We start from the raw sequence: 16,931 nt of genomic DNA, 5'->3' as shown, positions 1-16,931 counted from the left end.
TGAGAGACTGCTACGTCCCCGAAAAAACGAGGAAGCAGTGCCCCACGCTCATCGCCACGCCCATCGTCGGCCGCGCAAGTCGACGTCCCTGATCGCCCTCAACCTTGCGATCGTCCTCATTGTCGGCGGCGGAACCGCAGCCTACGGTGCGTTCAGCAAGACCGTCACCGTCACGATCGACGGCCAGAAGGACACAGTTCGTACGTTCGGTGACACCGTCTCCGATGTCCTCGCCGCCAAGGAGATCACCATCGCCCCCGGCGACAAGCTCAGCCCGGCGCCGAGCTCCGCGGTGGAGGACGGCGACACGATCGACATCTCGTACGCCAAGCCGGTCACCCTCGCGGTCGACGGCACCGTCACGAAGCACACCCTCTTCGACCGCACGGTCGGCGAGGCGCTCGACGAGCTGGGCGTGACGCCGCCCGCCGGCGCGTACGTCTCCGACAAGGACTCCGCACCGCTGTCGCGCAAGGGCTCCGAGATCGTGATCAGCACCGAGAAGACGCTCACCGTCGTCGCCGACGGCACGTCATCGACCGTCACCACCAAGGCGCCGACCGTGGCCAAGGTGCTCGAGGCCGCCCATGTCACCCTCGACAAGGACGACGAGGTCGCCCCGGGCAAGGCCGCTTTCGTGAAGCCCGCCCAGAGCCTCAAGGTCATCCGCATCGAGAAGATCACCAAGACCGAAGAGGTCGACGTGAAGTTCCCGGTCGAGGTGCGCAAGGACCCCAAGGCGTACGTGGGGGAGGTCTCCGTCGTCTCGAAGGGCAAGAAGGGCAAGAACCGCGAAAAGGTCACCCTCGTGATGGCCGACGGCAAGCTCCGCGACCGCATCGTCCTCGACAAGGTCGTGCTCGTCGCGCCGGTCGGACAGGTCGAGTCGCACGGCACGAGCACGACTCCGCCCGACAGCGTCTGGGACAAGATCGCCCAGTGCGAGTCGGGCGGCAACTGGCACATCAACACCGGAAACGGCTACTACGGCGGACTGCAGTTCAGCGCCGCGACGTGGCACAGCGTCGGAGGTCCCGGGCTCCCGCATCAGCAGAGCCGTGAGGTGCAGATCAAGTACGCCAAGATCCTGCAGGCCCGCTCGGGCTGGGGACAGTGGGGCTGCGCCGACGCGAGGTTCAGCTGACGCCGCCACGGCTCCTCGGTTCGAACGACATCCGAGAGCTGGCGGAGTCGTGCGGGATCCGTCCGACCAAGCAGCGGGGGCAGAACTTCGTCACCGATGCCAACACGGTTCGTCGCATCGTCAAGACGTCCGGCGTCGGCCCTGACGACGTCGTCGTCGAGGTCGGGCCGGGCCTCGGCTCATTGACGCTCGGCCTGCTCGAGGTCGCCCGGCACGTCACGGCTGTCGAGGTCGACGAGGTCCTGGCAGGTCAGCTGCCGTCGACCATCGCGTCGTACGCGCCCGACCAGGTCGGCAGCTTCGACCTCGTCGTCGCCGACGCCATGAAGGTCACCTCGCTGCCCGGCCCGGCGCCGACCGCGATGGTGGCCAACCTGCCCTACAACGTGTCGGTGCCCGTGCTGCTCACGTTTTTCGAGCGGTTCTCCTCGATCCGGACGGGCCTGGTGATGGTGCAGGCGGAGGTCGCCCACCGCCTCGCCGCCGGCCCGGGCTCCAAGACGTACGGGGTGCCGTCGGTCAAGGCCGCGTGGTATGCCGACATGCGCCTGTCCGGTTCGGTGGGCCGCAACGTCTTCTGGCCGATGCCCAACGTCGAGTCGTCGCTGGTGGCGTGGAGCCGTCGCCCCGAGCCCGGCGACGAGGCGCATCGCCTGCGTACGTTCGCCGTGATCGATGCCGCCTTCGCGCAACGCCGCAAGACCATGCGTGCCGCGCTCTCATCGCTCGCCGGCTCCGGCGCGCTCGCGGAGGAAGCTCTGGTCAAGGCCGGCATCTCCCCGCAAGCCCGGGGCGAGTCGCTCGGCATCGAAGAGTTCGCCCGTCTCGGCATGTATCTCTAGCTCACCGCGAGGGCTGTCCAAGCGATATTGCCGAGAGTACGGTTCCGCTCACGGGGGTCTCTGCAAAGGAGCAGGCGATGACATTCATACAAATCATCGAGGGGCACACCTCTCGCCGGGACGAGATCGAGGCGGCCAGCGGGGAGCTCGAGGCCGCGACGAAGGGCCGGTTCACGGCACGCCGGTCCATCACCACGCAGGATCGCGAGGATCCGACGCGGTTCATGACGATTGTCTTCTTCGACTCGTTCGAGTCGGCGATGGAGAACTCGAGCCTCCCGGAGACGACTGAGTTCGCAGCCAAGATGATGGAGCTGGTCGACGGTCCGCCGACGTTCTACAACCTGGACGTCGTCACCGACAAGACGTTCTAGGCCCAAATGAGCCGCCGCGCGGGCTGACCCTGGTGACCGTCTACCCTCTGTCGGAGGCTTGGCGGAAGAGGGACGATGGGCAGCTGGTTCGATCAGCAGAAGCGGCGACGCAATGAACGCATCGCGAGCTGGATCCCGTTCGTGATCGTCTTCGCGGTCCCGGCGACCGCAATCCTCGTCTTCCTGGACTGATCTGCGGTGGACCGCAGCGTACCCATCGATCGGCACCTCGGACCTTCGTTGGGACCACGCACTAGGTTGTTCCGGTGAGCATCGCCACCGTTCGGGTCCCCGCCAAGATCAACCTGTGCCTGGGCGTCGGACCGGTCCGCGACGACGGCTATCACCCGCTCGCCACCGTCTACCAGGCCGTCGGGTTGCACGACGAGGTACGCGCCGTCAGCCGCGCCGACGACGAGATCAACGTGGCGATGCACACCGAGCTCGACGTACGCGCCGAGCAGACGACCGTCCCGGAGGACGACGACAACCTCGCGGTGAAGGCGGCGAAGCTGCTGCGCGATCACACCGGATTCGTCGGCGGTGTGGATCTCGCGATCCGCAAGGTGATCCCGGTCGCCGGGGGCATGGCTGGTGGCTCCGCTGACGCCGCCGCCGCACTGGTCGCCTGCAACGACGCTTGGGGCACCGGGCTCGGCCGGCCGGACCTCGAGTTCCTCGCGGCCAAGCTCGGCAGCGACGTGCCGTTCCTCCTGCACGGTGGCAACGCTGTCGGCGGTGGCCATGGCGAGACGATCAGTCCCGTGCTGGCTCGTGGTTCCTACCACTGGGTGTTCGCCGTCGCGGCCGAAGGACTGTCGACGGCCGCCGTGTACGCCGAGTTCGACCGGCTCAACGAAGGCGCCAGGGTGCCCGAGCCCCACGTACCCGACGCACTGCTCGCCGCGCTCCGAGCGGGTGACGCCGACGCGCTCGGCGATGCACTCTCCAACGACCTCACCGAGGCCGCCCTGTCGCTCCGTCCCGAGCTGCAGGACACGCTCGAGGTCGGCATCGAGGCCGGCGCGCTCGGCGCGATCCTGTCCGGCTCAGGGCCGACGGCGATGTTCCTCGCCTCCGACGAGCAGCACAGCCTCGACATCGCCTTCGCGCTCACCAGCGCCGCCGCATGCGCCGACGTCGTGCAGTCGCACGGACCCGTACCCGGCGCCCGCCTCGCCTAGCATCCCCGCGATTTGTGACCTTGGAGGCGCTTCGCGCCAGGTATGACGCTTAGAAGGTCACAAATCGCGGTGGGGGCTTAGGACTCGACGAGCTCGGTGAGCTCGAGCCAGCGTTCTTCGTGCGCGGCCACCTGGGCCTCGAGCTCGCCGACTTCACGAGTCATCGCCGTGAGGCCTGGTACGTCGGTGGGATCGTGCTGGGCCATCTCGGTGTGGAGCGCGTCGATGCGGGCCGTCAGCTTCTCCATCTTGCGGTCGATCGACGCGATCTCCTTCTTGGTGTTGCGCAGCTCCGCGCTCGACAGGCCCGAGGGCGCGGCAACGACCGAAGAAGCAGCGGGCCGGTCATCCTGCTCCTTGCGCAGCCGGAGGTACTGGTCGACCCCGCCGGGCAGGTGGCGGAAGTGGCCGTCGAGGATCGCGTACTGCTGATCGGTGATCCGCTCCAGCAGGTAGCGGTCGTGCGAGACGACCAGCAGCGTTCCGGGCCACGAGTCGAGCAGGTCCTCCATCGCCGCCAGCATGTCGGTGTCGAGGTCGTTGGTCGGCTCGTCCAGCACCAGCACGTTGGGCTCGTCGAGCAGGATCAGCAGCAGCTGGAGGCGCCGCTTCTGCCCGCCGGACAGGTCGCGTACGGGCGTCGCCATCTGGGCGTTCGAGAACCCGAGCCGCTCCAGCAGCTGCGACGGGGTCATCTCCTTGCCGCCGGAGACGTACGCGGTGCGCTGGCGCCCGATGACGTCGCTGACCCGGTCGTCGGCGACCTCCTTGAGCTCGTTGAGCTCCTGGGTCAGCGACACGACCCGGACCGTCTTGCCGCGCTTGACCCGACCGGACGTCGGCTGCGTCTTGCCGATGACGAGGTTGAGCAATGTCGACTTGCCGACACCGTTGGCGCCGAGGATGCCGGTACGTTCGCCGGGCCCGATGCGCCACTCGACGTTACGGAGCACCTCGAGGTCGCCATACGAGACCGACACGTCGTGCAGGTCGACGACGTCCTTGCCGAGCCGGGCGGTCGCCATCTGCTTGAGCTCGATGGGGTTGCGCGGTGGCGGCTCGTTCTCGATCAGCGCGTTGGCGGCGTCGATGCGGAACTTCGGCTTGGACGTACGAGCGGGGGCGCCGCGACGCAGCCAGGCGAGCTCCTTGCGCATGAGGTTCTGCCGCTTCGCCTCCGTGGCTGATGCATGACGATCGCGCTCGACGCGTTGAAGGATGTAGGCCGCGTAGCCGCCTTCGAACGGCTCGACGATCCCGTCGTGCACCTCCCACGTCGCATTGCAGACCTCGTCGAGGAACCACCGGTCGTGCGTCACGACCAGCAGTCCGCCGGAACTGCCCGGCCAACGTGTCTTGAGGTGCCCGGCGAGCCAGGTGATGCCCTCGACGTCGAGGTGGTTGGTCGGCTCGTCGAGGAACAGGACGTCGTCGTCGCCGATCAGCAGCCGGGCCAGCGCGATGCGGCGCCGCTGCCCGCCGCTGAGGGTGCCGACGGTGGCGTCCCACGGGATGTCGGCGACGAGGCCCGCGATGACGTCGCGGACCTTGGCATCGCCGGCCCACTCGTACTCGGGGATGTCTCCGACGACGGCGTGGCCGACCGTCTGCTCCTGGTCGAGGGTGTCGGTCTGGTCGAGCACGCCGATCGTCACACTGCCGCGACGCGTCACCCGCCCGGAGTGCGGCTCGAGGCGCCCGGCGAGGATCGCCAGCAGGGTCGACTTGCCGTCGCCGTTGCGGCCGACGATGCCGATGCGGTCACCCTCGTCGATGCCGAGCGTCACCGACTCGAAGACGGTCTTGGTCGGGAAGTCCACGCCAACCGATTCGACGCCGAGGAGATGTGCCACCGCACGAGTTTACGGGTGCGCCTCAGTGGTCGAAGGGGCGGGAGAGCGTACGCAGCGCGTCCGCGAGGCCCTTGGCCTCGTCCGCCGTGAGCCCGGCCAGCAGCTCGTGCTCGTGCTCGAGCAGCGAGTCGATCGCCCCATCGACCGCCACGCGTCCGGACCCGGTCAGGCGGACCTGAACGCCACGGCGGTCAGCGGGGTCGGGCAGTCGTTCGACGAGGCCCTTGCCGACCAGCCTGTCGACGCGGTTGGTCATCGTGCCGCTGGTCACCAGCGTCTCCTGGACGAGCTGGCCGGGGGAGAGCTGATAGGGCTTGCCGGCGCGTCGCAACGCCGACAGCACGTCGAACTCTGACGACTCGAGATCGTGGTCGGCGAATGCCTGCTTGCGGGCGCGGTCGAGGTGCAGGGCCAGTCGGGTGACACGACTGAGCACCTGCATCGGCGACACGTCCATGTCGGGCCGCTCGCGCCGCCACGCGGCGATGAGCCGATCGACGTCGTCCTCGGTCGTACCCATACCTCCATGGTAGGCGTCAAGAATCTTGACGTCGAGAGTGTTTGGCCACTTCGCCGCGTGACATCGGGGGCTGCTAGGTTCCCGGCATGAAGACTGCCGCGATGGCCGTGATCGGCCTGTTCCTGACCGCCACGCTGACCGCCTGTGGCGGGGGAGGCGATCCCGAGGCTGATGCGCGCGCCGAGCTCAAGGACCTCGGACTCTCCAAGTCGATGACCGACTGCGCCCTCGCCGACATCAAGAAGCAGGCAGGGAGCCTTGAGAAGTACATGGATCTGTCCGCCAAGAAGCAGCAGACCATCGCCGCCGCCGCCGGATCCAAGTGCGCGACCAACATGTCCGAGGAGGAGGTCGGCGATCTGACCGACACCCTCGACGACCAGGGCGTCGACTTCAGCGACCCGGCACTGCGTGACTCGTTCGTCACCGGCATGACGACCCAGGGCGTGCCCAAGGACGTCGCCAACTGCATCCTCGACAAGATGATCGACAAGAAGCTGAAGCTCTCGGATGCCACCAACCCCGAGATCATCACCAAGCTCGCGCAGGAATGCCAGTAGGCGCACCTCTGACCGGCGTGCACCATACGGGCATAGATTCACCGTATGGATGCCGCTGACGCCCTGACCGCTGGGCCGACTCGTCAAGGGGAGCTGCTCGCCGCGGGTGAGCTGACGTCACGTCAGCTCACCGAGGCGGCACTGGCCGCGATCGAGCGGGACGATCCGGCGATCAACGCGACCGTCGCAGTGTTCGCCGACGAGGCGCTGGCGGCCGCCGACGACGCCGACCTGCGCCGTACGGCGGGGGAGTCGGGACCGTTCCTCGGGATCCCGATCGCGGTCAAGGACGATCTCGACCTCGCGGGCACGGTCACCGGACGGGGCAGCAACGCGACCTCGACCGTCGCCGCCCATGACAGCGACCTCGTCGCAGCGCTCCGCCGGTCCGGCGCCGTGATCATCGCCAAGTCCGCGCTCCCGGAGCTCGCGATCTTCGGGTTCACCGAGTCAGAGGCGCTCGGCGTCACCCGCAACCCGCACAACCGCGCGCACACCCCCGGCGGCTCGTCCGGCGGGTCGGCTGCGCTGGTCGCCGCGGGCGTTGTCGGCATCGCGACGGCGTCCGACGGTGCCGGGTCGATCCGCATACCCGCAGCGTGTTGTGGGCTGGTCGGGTTCAAGCCGACGCACGACACGATGCCGAGCTCGGGCGGCTGGCACCAGCTCTCGACGCAGGGCTGCCTCGCACAGCGGCTGACCGACAGCGCGCTGTTCCTCGACACCTTCGGCACGTTCCCCACCTCGCTCGTCGCGGCTGCGGCCCAGGACCCCGAGCCGCTGCGGATCGGGCTCTCCCACAGCGCCGCCGCGGCGACCAAGGCCGAGAAGCTCGACCTCCGGGTCCGTGCACTCCTCGAGTCGGCGGCCGACACGTTCCGCGCCGCGGGCCACAGCGTCACGGAGGTCACGATCCCGTACGGCAACGACTCCAAGGCGCTCACGGTGCGCTACCTCGCCGGGATCCGTGACGCGGCGGCCGAGACCGACGACCCGTCGAGGCTCGAGAGGCGTACGAAGGGCATCGCCCGGCTCGGGCGGCCCTTCACGGCACGCACCGTCGACTGGGCGATCCGCAAGGGCCGTGAATGGGGTGACGCGGTGCACGACGAGCTCGGGGTCGACGTCCTGCTGACTCCGGTGATGTCCGGGCCGGCCGTACCGGTCGAGCACTGGAAGGGCAAGGGTGCGCTCCGGACCGTGCTGTCGATGAACGCGTTCTATCCCTACACCGCGCAGTGGAACCACGCCGGCGCACCCGCCGTCTCGATGCCCGCCGGCAAGACGCCCGAGGAGGGCTTGCCGCTGGCGATCCAGCTCATCGCCCGCCGCGGAGACGACGCCCGGCTGATGTCGCTCGCCGGCCAGTACGAGAGGGCACTGCCGCTGTGAATGCACCGTGGAACCCGTCGCACTACCTGCAGTTCGCCGACGACCGGTCGCGGCCGTTCCTCGACCTCGTCGCCCGGATCCAGGGCGAGCCGCGCTCGATCGTCGACCTGGGCTGCGGGCCGGGTCACCTGACGGCGGTGCTGCGCGCCAGGTGGCCCGACGCCAGCGTCCATGGCGTGGACTCGTCGGCGGAGATGATCGAGCGCGCCAATGCCGAGAACCACGACGCCGGGGCGACGTACGAGGTCGCCGACGTCTCCGGCTGGGCCCCGGAGGGTGAGGTCGATGCGATCGTGTCGAACGCGCTCTTCCAATGGGTCCCGGACCAGCTCGCGGTCATCGAGCGGCTCAGCTCGTACGTCGCACCGGGCGGCACCTTCGCGCTCCAGGTGCCCTTCAACTACGCCGGCCCCAGCCACACGCTCCTGCACGAGATCTCGTCGCGTGGTCCGTACGCCAGTCACACCGAGGACCTGCACGCCGATCGCGGAACGGCGCCGGAGGCGTACCTCGAGCTGTTCAGCCGTCTCGGCTGGGAGGCTGACGTGTGGGAGACGACCTACCTGCATGTGTTGCACGGCGACGACCCGGTGTTCGCATGGATCTCCAGCACCGGTGCCCGGCCGATCATCCAGGCGCTGCCCGAAGGCCTGCGCGAGGAGTTCGTGGACGACTACAAGGCGGCACTGCGCGAGGCCTACCCCAAGACCGAGCACGGCACGGTGTTCCGCTTCGAACGCGTCTTCGCCGTCGCCAGACAGGCGGAGTAGTACCGGTACGCTTGGCTCTGCACGATTGGCGTACGAATCAATCCCCGGTTGGTCTGCCGGCAGGGCCCGCCGCACTTTGAATGCGGATTAGCGACGTAGGTTCGACTCCTACCCGGGGAGCTCAACCAAGGAGACAGCATCACAGCTTCGGAGCAGCAGGTCACCGCGATCGTCCTTGCCGCTGGTGCAGGGACGCGGATGAAGTCCGCGCACGCCAAGGTCCTCCACGAGGTTGGCGGCCGCAGCATGATCGAGCACGCACTCCGTGCGGTGAGCGGTGCCGGCGCCTCCAGGCTCGTCGCCGTCGTCGGCCACGACCGCGATCAGGTCTCTGCAGCGATCGCCGCGTTCAGCCCCGACGTCGTGCAGGCCGTGCAGGAGGAGCAGCGCGGCACGGGTCACGCCGTGCAGGTGGCCCTCGACGCGCTGAGCGAGACGCCGACCGGCACGGTGCTGGTGACGTACGGCGATGTGCCCTTGCTGACCTCGCAGGCCTTGGCGGACCTGCTGGACGATCATCGCTCTGCCGGTCGAGCCGTCACGATCCTCACCGCCGAGCTCGACGACCCGACAGGTTACGGTCGCATCCTGCGCAACGAGGCGGGCGAGGTCACCGCGATCCGCGAGCACAAGGACGCCACCGACGAGCAGCGCGCCGTGCGAGAGATCAACAGCGGCATCCTCGCCGTCGAGGCGACGTTCCTGGTCGACGCGATCACGCGGCTCGACTCCGACAACGTCCAGGGCGAGCTCTACCTCACCGACATCGCCGGACTCGCCGCGAGCGACGGACGCCCCGTCGGCGCACACCTGCTGGAGGACGTCTGGCAGACCGAGGGCGTCAACGACCGCGCCCAGCTCGCTCGCCTCGGCCGCGAGCTCAACCGCCGCCAGACGCAGCACTGGATGAGCGAGGGTGTCACGATCGTCGACCCCGAGACGACGTGGATCGACTCCGCCGTCACCCTCGCGCAGGACGTCACCCTGATGCCCGGCACCCAGCTGCTCGGTGCCACCGTCATCGCCGAGGGCGCGACGATCGGCCCCGACACGACGCTGCGCAACGTCGAGGTCGGCGCCAACGCCAGCGTGGTCCGTACGCACGGATCGGACGCCGTGATCGGTGATGACGCGACCGTGGGGCCGTTCGCCTATCTCCGTCCCGGCACCGAGCTGGGGACCAAGGGCAAGATCGGCACGTTCGTCGAGACCAAGAACGCCCGCATCGGCGACGGCGCCAAGGTGCCGCACCTGTCGTACGTCGGCGATGCCGAGATCGGCGAGGGCACCAACATCGGTGCCGGCACGATCTTCGCCAACTACGACGGTGTCAACAAGCACCGCACGACGGTGGGCAAGCACGCGCGTACGGCGTCCAACAACACGTTCGTCGCCCCCGTCACGATCGGCGACGGCGCGCACACCGGCGCCGGCACGACGGTCCGCAAGGACGTCCCACCCGGGGCGCTTGCGATCAGCAAGGGCGAGCAGAGGAACATGGAGGGGTGGGTCGAGCACAACCGACCCGACAGCACGTCCGCCGAAGCGGCGCGCGACGCCAAGGAGACGGACTAGATGGCCAGCAGCATCGCAAAACGCGCACCCACCAAGAACCTCATGCTGTTCTCGGGCCGGGCGCATCCCGTGCTTGCCCAGGAGGTCGCTGACCTCCTCCAGATCGATCTGGTTCCGACCACGGCCTACGACTTCGCCAACGGCGAGATCTACGTACGTTTCGAGGAGTCCGTACGTGGCTGCGACGCGTTCATCATGCAGAGCCACGCGCAGCCCATCAACGACGCGATCATGGAGCAGCTGCTCATGATCGACGCGTTGAAGCGTGCATCCGCCAAGCGCATCACGGTGATCCTGCCGTTCTACGGCTACGCCCGCCAGGACAAGAAGCACCTCGGCCGCGAGCCCATCTCGGCGCGACTGATGGCCGACCTGTTCCTCGCCTCCGGTGCCGACCGCCTCATGACGGTCGACCTGCACACGGCGCAGATCCAGGGCTTCTTCGACGGGCCGGTCGACCACCTGCTCGCGATGCCGATCCTCACCCGCTACGTCAAGAAGAAGTACGGCAAGAAGCCGCTCGCCGTCGTCTCGCCTGACGCCGGTCGTATCAAGGTCGCTGAGTCGTGGGCCTCGGCACTCGGCGAGGCGCCGCTGGCGTTCATCCACAAGACCCGCGACGAGACCAAGCCCAACTCGACCAAGGCCAACCGCGTCGTCGGTGAGGTCGAGGGTCGCGTGTGCATCCTGGTCGACGACCTCATCGACACCGGCGGCACGATCGTCCAGGCTGCTGAGGCACTGATGGCGGACGGCGCCGAAGATGTCGTGATCGTCGCGACGCACGCGGTGTTCTCCGGCCCCGCGGTCGACCGGCTCAAGAACTCGACGGCGTGCGAGGTCATCGTCACCAACACGCTGCCGCTGTCGGACGACCAGCGCTTCGACAAGCTCACGGTGCTCTCGATCGCCCCGCTGCTGGCCCAGGCCACCGCCGCGGTGTTCGAGGACGGCTCCGTCACCAGCCTCTTCAAGAACTGAGCCTTTCACCGCCGCGATTTGTGACGTTAAGAGCGCTTCCGCGCATCCGAAGCGCCTCCAAGGTCACAAATCGCGGGGATGATGGCGGGCTGAGGCGAATTGGGTCCACAGGGTTGGCTGCGATAAGATCGCTGAGTTGCCTCGGCGAGGGTCCGTACGGACCGTGATCGACAGGGCGCTCCACAGGAGTGCTGTGTTGAGCGCCTTCCGGAGCAGCCACCGATTTTCTGAATCCACAACGCATCCGAAACGAGAAACTCTTCATGGCTGAGATCAAGATCGCCGCCGAGGCGCGCACCGAGTTCGGCAAGGGCGCTGCCCGCCGCATCCGCCGTGCCGACAACGTCCCGGCCGTGCTGTACGGACACGGCTCCGACCCCGTGCACGTGACGCTTCCGGGCCACCAGCTCATGCTGGCCCTCAAGAACTCCAACGCGCTCCTCACGATCGACCTGGGCTCCGAGCAGCACCTCGCGATCCCCAAGCAGGTCCAGCGCGACCCGATCAAGGGCTTCATCGAGCACGCCGACCTGCTGATCGTCAGGAAGGGCGAGAAGGTCACGGTCGACGTCCGTATCCACGTCGTCGGCGATGCCATCGGTGGCACCCTGGTCGTGCAGGAAAACAACACGATCGCCGTCGAGGCCGAGGCGACGCACATCCCCGAATCCTTCGAGGTCTCGATCCAGGGACTCGACGTCGGCGCCCAGATCCACGCCAGCGACATCGAGCTGCCCACCGGTTCGACCCTCGCGGTCGACCCGGAGCTGCTCATCGTCAACATCACCGCCGCACCCACCGAGGCTCAGCTCGAGGCCGAGCTCGCCGAGGCTGAGGCCGAGGCCGGCATCGAGCACGACGCTCCCGAGGCTGAGGGCGACGCCCCGACCGAGGGTGCCGCCGAGGCTGCGCCTGAGGGCGACGCGGCGGAGTCCAGCTCCGCCGAATGACCTGGTTGGTCGTCGGGCTCGGCAACCCGGGCCCGACGTACGCCGCCACCCGTCACAACGTCGGCTACCTCGTCACCGACGTGCTCGCCGACCGCGTCGGAGGTTCGTGGAAGAAGCACAAGTCCGGCCTCGCCGACCTGATCGAAGGTCGGCTGGCTGGCGAACGCATCGTCCTGGGCCGTTCGCGTTCCTACATGAACGAGAGCGGCGGTCCGGTGTCGGCGCTCGCGAACTTCTTCGATGTCGAGCCGGATCACGTGATCGTGATCCACGACGAGCTCGACATCGACTTCGGCATGCTCCGCATCAAGATCGGCGGCGGCGACAACGGCCACAACGGCCTGCGCTCGATCCGTCAGTCGCTCGACACGGGTGACTTCTACCGCATACGTGTCGGCATCGGCCGTCCGCCGGGGCGCCAGAGCGTCCACGACTTCGTGCTCAAGCCCTACTCGACCGCCGAGCGCAAGGACCTCCCCTCGTACGTCGAGGAGGCGGCCGACGCGGTCGAGAGCCTCATCACCAAGGGACTAGAAGCGACCCAGAGTGCGTTCAACCGTTGAGATGACACGGTTCCCGACATGACACTGCCCCAGCTCGCGACCCTGGTCGCCGCCGAGCCCACGATCGCCGGCGCACTCACCGATCGTGCGGGCGGGCTGTCCGAGCTCGACCTGCAGGCTCCCGAGCCGCTGCGCCCCTTCCTCACCCAGGCGCTGGCCTCGCAGACGACCGTCCTCGCCGTCACGGCGACCGCGCGTGAAGGCGAGGATCTCGTCGCCCAGCTGGGTGAGCTGATCGGCAAGGACGCCGTCGTCTACTTCCCGGCGTGGGAGACGCTGCCGCACGAGCGCCTGTCGCCGAGGTCCGACACGGTCGGCCGCCGCCTCGCCGTGCTGCGCCGCCTCGTTCACCCGACGAATGCCCACGACGAGACGGCAACGGGTCCGATCCGGGTCATCGTCGCGCCCGTACGTTCGTTGCTGCAGCCGCAGGCCAAGGGACTCGCCGATCTCGAACCTGTCGAGCTCCACAAGGGTGACGAGACGGGCCTCGACGCGACGGTCCAGGCCCTCGCCGCAGCGGCCTATTCACGCGTCGACCTGGTCGAGCGCCGCGGCGAGTTCGCCGTACGCGGTGGCATCATCGACGTCTTCCCGCCGACCGAGGACCACCCGCTGCGCATCGAGTTCTTCGGCGACGAGGTGGACGAGATCCGGCGCTTCGCGGTCGCCGACCAGCGCACGCTGGAAGAGGTCGCCCAGGTGTGGGCGCCCCCATGCCGCGAGCTGCTGCTCACCGGTGAGGTGCGCGTACGAGCTGCTGAGCTTGCCGAGCGCCACCCGCGGATGGCCGAGATCTTCAGCAAGCTGGCCGAGGGGCACGCGGTCGAGGGCATGGAGTCACTGACCCCCGTCCTGACGGACGAGATGGAATTGCTGGTCGACCTCCTGCCGGAGAAGTCGGCGATCCTGCTGTGCGATCCCGAACGCATCCGTGCCCGCGCTGTGGACCTCGTCGCCACCAGCGAGGAGTTCCTCCAGGCGTCGTGGGCCGCCGCCGCGAGCGGTGGCGAGGCTCCGATCGACCTCGGCTCGGCGGCATTCCGCACGCTCGACGACGTACGCCTGGAGACCCTCGGACTCGGCCACACCTGGTTCACGATCTCGCCGTTCGGCCTGGACGTGGATGCCACGTCGCGAGCCGTCGAGCTGGAGGCCGCTGCTGCCTATCGCGGCGACACCACCGCGGCTCTCGCCGACATCCGTGCATGGGTTGCAGAGGGCATGAAGGTCGTCTTCGTCGCGCCCGCACATGGCCAGGCGCAGCGCGCCGTCGAGTGGCTTGCCGAGAACGATGTGGCCGCCTCGCTGGACGACGAGGTCACAGCTCCCTCGCCCGGCGTCGTGCAGATCATCCTGGGCGAGCTCGACCACGGCTTCGTCTCGAAGCCGCTGCAGCTCGCCGTCATGACGTACGACGACCTCGTCGGCCAGCGCGCGGCAGATCGTACCGAGCGCAAGATGCCCTCACGGCGCCGCAAGCAGGTCGACCCGCTCGAGCTCGCGACCGGCGACTTCGTGGTGCACGAGCAGCACGGTGTGGGTCGCTATGTCGAGCTGATGCAGCGGGTCGTCCAAGGTGCAGCTCGCGAATACCTCGTCATCGAGTACGCGCCCTCGAAGCGGGGCCATCCCGCCGACCGGCTGTTCGTGCCGATGGACCAGCTCGACCAGATCAGCCGCTACGTCGGTGGCGAGTCGCCCTCGCTCGACAAGCTCGGAGGCGCCGACTGGACCAGCCGCAAGAACAAGGCGCGCAAGGCCGTCCGCCAGATCGCTGGCGAGCTGATCAAGCTCTACGCCGCGCGACAGGCGACCAAGGGTCACGCGTTCGGGCCCGACACCCCGTGGCAGGCCGAGCTCGAGGATGCGTTCGCGTTCGTCGAGACACCCGACCAGATGATCACGATCGACGAGGTCAAGCGCGACATGGAGCGTACGGTTCCGATGGACCGCCTGGTCTGTGGCGACGTCGGCTACGGCAAGACCGAGATCGCCGTACGCGCTGCGTTCAAGGCGATCCAGGACGGCAAGCAGGTCATCCTGCTGGTCCCGACGACTCTGCTGGTGCAGCAGCACTACGCGACGTTCGCCGAGCGTTTTGGCCAGTTCCCCGTGACGATCCGGCCGCTGTCGCGCTTCCAGACCGACAAGGAGTCCAAGGAGACGCTCGAGGGCCTGGCCGACGGCACGATCGATCTCGTCATCGGCACGCATCGCCTGCTGCAGCCCGGCGTCAAGATCAAGGATCTCGGCCTGGTGATCGTCGACGAGGAGCAGCGTTTCGGCGTCGAGCACAAGGAGGCGCTCAAGATGCTGCGAGCGGCCGTCGACGTACTCTCGATGTCGGCCACACCGATCCCGCGAACGCTCGAGATGGCGATCACCGGCATCCGCGAGATGTCGACCATCGCCACCCCGCCGGAGGAGCGCCATCCCGTGCTGTCGTTCGTCGGCGCGTACGAGGACGGCCAGATCATCGCCGCGATCCGTCGCGAGCTGCTCCGTGAGGGGCAGGTGTTCTACATCCACAACCGGGTGCAGAGCATCGGCAAGGCCGTCGCCAACATCCAGAGGCTCGTGCCTGAGGCGCGCGTCGCATCCGCGCACGGCCAGATGGGGGAGCACCAGCTCGAGCAGGTCATGGTCGACTTCTGGGAGAAGCGCATCGACGTGCTGGTCTGCACCACGATCGTGGAGTCCGGCCTCGACGTCTCCAACGCCAACACCATGATCATCGAGCGTGCCGACACCCTCGGCCTGTCGCAGCTCCACCAGCTGCGTGGCCGCGTCGGCCGTTCACGGGAGCGCGCGTACGCGTACTTCCTCTACCCTCCCGAGAAGCCGCTCACCGAGACGGCGCACGACCGGCTCACCACGATCGCGCAGCACTCCGAGCTCGGCGGCGGCATGGCCGTGGCGATGAAGGACCTCGAGATCCGCGGCGCCGGCAACCTGCTCGGCGGCGAGCAGTCCGGCCACATCGCCGATGTCGGCTTCGACCTGTACGTACGCCTCGTCGGCGAGGCCGTGGCAGAGTTCCGCGGCGACGCCGCTCCCGAGCGCGAGGTCAAGATCGAGCTGCCGATCGAGGCGCACCTGCCGCACGACTACGTGCAGAGCGAACGCCTGCGCCTCGAGATGTACAAGCGGCTTGCCGACGTGCGTGCGCTCACCGAGGTCGACGAGCTGCGAGCAGAACTGGTCGATCGTTATGGCGAGCCGCCCGAGGCCGTCGAGGTGCTGCTAGAGGTCGCGCGCCTGCGCGTACGTGTCCGGGAGGCCGGCATGACCGAGGTGACGTCGGCCGGTCCCAACATCCGCTTCGCACCGCTCAAGCTGCCCGACTCGGCGCAGATGAGGATGGCCCGCGTCTATCCGCGCAGCCAGTACAAGGCAGCCGCCGAGATCGCACTCGTGCCGCGACCCAGGACCGCGCCAATCGGCGGCGAACCGTTGCGGGACCGTGAGCTGCTCGAGTGGACCCGCACCGTCATCGACACGCTGGTCCCGGTCGAGGTCAGCGCGTAGGGATTGAGCGGTGGATCCTCAACCGAATGCGGGCTCATACGGTTGAGCTTGCACCGCCGCGGAGCGTGACCTCGCTTTAGGTTGAGGATCCACCGCTCACCCGGCGGACTCTTCGCGGAGCCGCGGCGGTGTCGCGTTCCCGGGCTTGATGCCGTGCTTGTCGGCGAAGAAGGCGCGGACGATGTCCATGTCGGCGCGCACGTCGTCGGAGGCGTGGAACGTCGGCCCGAATCCCATCGACCTGGTCGGCGGGTCGAAGAACGCCAGCGTGATCGGCAGCCCGGTCTCCTTCGACAGCCGCAGGAACCCCGACTTCCAGAACTCGCCCCTGCCGCGGGTGCCCTCCGCGGCAATGATCAGCCGGAACGGCTTGCCCGTACCGGCTTCGGCAGCCAGATCGCGTACGACCGTGCTGGCGTTGTCGCGGTCGAGGGGTACCCCGCCGAACGCCTTGAGGATCCAGCCGAGGGGGCCCTTGAAGAGCTGCTTCTTGACCAGCACCCGGGGATGCGCTCCGCCGTGCCACATCACGAGCAGCATCGTGATGAAGTCCCAGTTGGACGTGTGCGGCGCACCGACCAGGATCCCGGTGGGCGGCACCTCGCCCACCATCTTGTAGCCCATCACGCGGACCGCCGTCCGGGCCAACCGCTGCCGCATCATGGCCACACCCTAGGCGACGGTATGCGCGG

General features: G+C 68.2%; 15 protein-coding genes and 1 tRNA gene. 13 read left to right on the top strand and 3 right to left on the bottom strand.

All coding sequences use genetic code 11. The features are described from left to right. The first annotated feature begins 37 nt into the window (after positions 1-37). The 4 genes from ABD683_RS03920 to ABD683_RS03905 all read left to right on the top strand — a co-directional run bounded on the left by ABD683_RS03920 (position 38) and on the right by ABD683_RS03905 (position 3,544). Entirely contained in the window at positions 38-1,144 is a 1,107-nt protein-coding gene (locus ABD683_RS03920) for a resuscitation-promoting factor (protein ID WP_344767485.1), read from the top strand. Further along, positions 1,114-1,986: a 16S rRNA (adenine(1518)-N(6)/adenine(1519)-N(6))-dimethyltransferase RsmA gene (gene rsmA / locus ABD683_RS03915; protein ID WP_344767483.1), complete on the top strand. Its 873-nt coding sequence runs from the start codon at positions 1,114-1,116 to the stop codon at positions 1,984-1,986. Before ABD683_RS03920 ends, rsmA begins: the two co-directional genes overlap by 31 nt. Positions 1,987-2,063: 77 nt before the next feature. Next, positions 2,064-2,360, top strand: coding sequence for a hypothetical protein (locus ABD683_RS03910; RefSeq protein ID WP_344767481.1), 297 nt, complete (start codon positions 2,064-2,066; stop codon positions 2,358-2,360). 266 nt (positions 2,361-2,626) lie between these two features. Further along, the gene (locus ABD683_RS03905) at positions 2,627-3,544 is read left to right on the top strand and encodes a 4-(cytidine 5'-diphospho)-2-C-methyl-D-erythritol kinase (protein ID WP_344767479.1); all 918 of its coding nucleotides are present in this window, start codon (positions 2,627-2,629) and stop codon (positions 3,542-3,544) included. A gap of 77 nt (positions 3,545-3,621) precedes the next feature. Here ABD683_RS03905 and ABD683_RS03900 read toward each other — a convergent pair whose 3' ends face one another. Together ABD683_RS03900 and ABD683_RS03895 are read right to left on the bottom strand one after the other, a co-directional pair. After that, positions 3,622-5,397 (bottom strand): ABC-F family ATP-binding cassette domain-containing protein, encoded by a 1,776-nt coding sequence (locus ABD683_RS03900; protein WP_344767477.1) that lies wholly within the window; start codon positions 5,395-5,397, stop codon positions 3,622-3,624. A 22-nt stretch (positions 5,398-5,419) separates the two neighbouring features. After that, positions 5,420-5,917 (bottom strand): MarR family winged helix-turn-helix transcriptional regulator, encoded by a 498-nt coding sequence (locus tag ABD683_RS03895; RefSeq protein WP_344767475.1) that lies wholly within the window; start codon positions 5,915-5,917, stop codon positions 5,420-5,422. Positions 5,918-6,003: 86 nt separating this feature from the next. Between ABD683_RS03895 and ABD683_RS03890 the strand changes: the two genes are divergently transcribed. The 9 genes from ABD683_RS03890 to mfd all read left to right on the top strand — a co-directional run bounded on the left by ABD683_RS03890 (position 6,004) and on the right by mfd (position 16,239). Next, positions 6,004-6,477 (top strand): hypothetical protein, encoded by a 474-nt coding sequence (locus ABD683_RS03890; protein ID WP_344767473.1) that lies wholly within the window; start codon positions 6,004-6,006, stop codon positions 6,475-6,477. A gap of 45 nt (positions 6,478-6,522) precedes the next feature. Then, positions 6,523-7,869 carry an amidase gene (locus ABD683_RS03885; RefSeq protein WP_344767471.1) on the top strand — a complete coding sequence of 449 codons (1,347 nt, stop codon included), beginning with the start codon at positions 6,523-6,525 and terminating at the stop codon, positions 7,867-7,869. Beyond that, complete coding sequence (locus tag ABD683_RS03880) at positions 7,866-8,639, top strand: methyltransferase domain-containing protein (protein WP_344767469.1); 774 nt, start codon at positions 7,866-7,868, stop codon at positions 8,637-8,639. Before ABD683_RS03885 ends, ABD683_RS03880 begins: the two co-directional genes overlap by 4 nt. A gap of 41 nt (positions 8,640-8,680) precedes the next feature. Further along, positions 8,681-8,759: transfer RNA gene (locus ABD683_RS03875), tRNA-Gln, on the top strand. 18 nt (positions 8,760-8,777) lie between these two features. After that, complete coding sequence (gene glmU / locus ABD683_RS03870; RefSeq protein ID WP_344771563.1) at positions 8,778-10,214, top strand: bifunctional UDP-N-acetylglucosamine diphosphorylase/glucosamine-1-phosphate N-acetyltransferase GlmU; 1,437 nt, start codon at positions 8,778-8,780, stop codon at positions 10,212-10,214. After that, complete coding sequence (locus tag ABD683_RS03865; protein ID WP_344767467.1) at positions 10,215-11,195, top strand: ribose-phosphate diphosphokinase; 981 nt, start codon at positions 10,215-10,217, stop codon at positions 11,193-11,195. It begins immediately after the preceding gene. Between the two features lie 263 nt (positions 11,196-11,458). Beyond that, entirely contained in the window at positions 11,459-12,145 is a 687-nt protein-coding gene (locus ABD683_RS03860; protein WP_344767465.1) for a 50S ribosomal protein L25/general stress protein Ctc, read from the top strand. After that, positions 12,142-12,708, top strand: a complete 567-nt coding sequence (gene pth / locus ABD683_RS03855; protein ID WP_344767463.1) for an aminoacyl-tRNA hydrolase — start codon at positions 12,142-12,144, stop codon at positions 12,706-12,708. Before ABD683_RS03860 ends, pth begins: the two co-directional genes overlap by 4 nt. An 18-nt stretch (positions 12,709-12,726) precedes the next feature. Continuing rightward, on the top strand, positions 12,727-16,239 hold the full coding sequence (gene mfd / locus ABD683_RS03850; protein WP_344767461.1) for a transcription-repair coupling factor: 3,513 nt from the start codon (positions 12,727-12,729) through the stop codon (positions 16,237-16,239). 96 nt (positions 16,240-16,335) lie between these two features. On the opposite strand, the gene ABD683_RS03845 is transcribed toward mfd, so the two are convergent. Beyond that, entirely contained in the window at positions 16,336-16,902 is a 567-nt protein-coding gene (locus ABD683_RS03845) for a 1-acyl-sn-glycerol-3-phosphate acyltransferase (protein ID WP_344767459.1), read from the bottom strand. Positions 16,903-16,931: the final 29 nt, after the last annotated feature.

This window comes from Aeromicrobium panaciterrae (genome assembly GCF_039537165.1).
Taxonomy (GTDB): Bacteria; Actinomycetota; Actinomycetes; order Propionibacteriales; family Nocardioidaceae; genus Aeromicrobium; species Aeromicrobium panaciterrae.
The sequence above is the reverse complement of the archived record's forward strand: the minus strand, read 5'-3'. Positions and strand labels throughout refer to the sequence as shown.